Here is a 1,462-nt window from a genome sequence, read left to right as displayed (position 1 = left end):
CATTCTCCTCACAAGTGTGCCATCCTCTATGCCCCAAGATTCTATAGCTGAAGCTGTGGAATCTTGTCCCCTGTCGGCATCGATGATGGTGCCATGGGACTAAAGGGAGAGCGGTTGGCTTGTCCAGGATGTCCTAAAGGATATGGTGGACAAACCGATTGTTACATTTTCTTATATGGTTCTATATTTATATTTTTATTTTCTTATTTGTTTATATAATTATATATCTATATAAGAACTTAACTCGCTCTTTATAAGCCTCTTTTCTATTGTATAGATTACCAATTGTTGTAGAACGTATATATTTTAATGTTTGTAGTCTTTTTTTATTTTTTTGAGTTGTTTCATGGTAACAGTCTTCTTGATGGTGATACTTCTTGTTCTTGGTATAGTCGTCTAGATTAAATCCTTTCGATTTTGATATTACTCTTCTAGAACAAAAAGGCGATGTTTGTTCTTTTATGCTTCAATGTCAAGAAGCTGTTTGATTTCTTGCTTCCTTTTTCTGTGTTATATTTTGGCATCTTCGTGCAAATTTGATTTTGTGTATAGATGTTGCTCTGCATTATCTAAAACCAGTTGTGAAATCAGTAGTTCTGATGCGTTCAGCTAATTTTTATAATCCTGTTAACAACCATTTTACTTTGCAAAGTTAGCCCAAGCGGTGTTGGCAAGGGCGCACATCCTGTTTGTCTCAATATCTTTTTCAGACTTTTTGGGTGCAGTTGCTCCGGTTTCAAAAACTCCATGCCCTATGGGTGAAAAACATATTGGACATCTCTTGCCGCGACTCACCTTCTCCTTGGTTGCTGTTTTTATGCACGTAAAATTAGTATTAACATTTAAAAATTACAATTATGAACGCAATGAATAATTTCACAATCTCTGGTTTCGTAGTAAATAACGCAGAAGTACATAACTTTGAGAAATCAAGCATCGCACGCTTCGGAATCTCATATAGAACCTCAGTGAAAAAGGATGACCAGGAAATCAAGCTCTCGGCTATCCTTAACATCGAGACATGGATTAAGAATGATGACACCGCCACCTTGGATTTGCTCCAAAAGGGTAAGTTGGTAAAGGTTGAAGGATTCTTCAAAGCTGATACCTATACCAAGGATGGAAAGGATTTCCATGTCACCAAGATGACTGCCACCAAGATTGAATTGGTGCGAAAAACAGCAAAGGAGGCTTAGACCTCCTTTAGTTTCTATGTTCTACTTTTATTGGCAATATCAAAAAGGCTATTTTTTGAATAGCCTTTTTGACTGCTCGTTACTAAGTTGCTTATATCTAGTAGTTTATGCTTTATATCTATATATTGTTATAGATGTATATATTTATATGTCTATATTTTTATATAAACATATAGTCCTATAAGGATATAGTGCTTTGTTTCTATGTTTATATAGGGCAATATCTATATGGCTATATTCTACTTTTCTTATATCTATGTTTTCAT

Annotated in this window: 1 protein-coding gene; it reads left to right on the top strand. The window is 35.0% G+C overall.

The genetic code is table 11. From position 1 onward, the window contains the following. The first annotated feature begins 857 nt into the window (after positions 1–857). Complete coding sequence (locus DW657_RS17310; protein ID WP_118313575.1) at positions 858–1,196, top strand: single-stranded DNA-binding protein; 339 nt, start codon at positions 858–860, stop codon at positions 1,194–1,196. Positions 1,197–1,462 lie beyond the last annotated feature (266 nt).

The sequence above is a fragment of the Prevotella sp. AM23-5 genome (assembly GCF_003473645.1).
Classification (GTDB): Bacteria; Bacteroidota; Bacteroidia; order Bacteroidales; family Bacteroidaceae; genus Prevotella; species Prevotella copri_A.
This window is presented reverse-complemented; position numbering and strand designations above follow the sequence as displayed.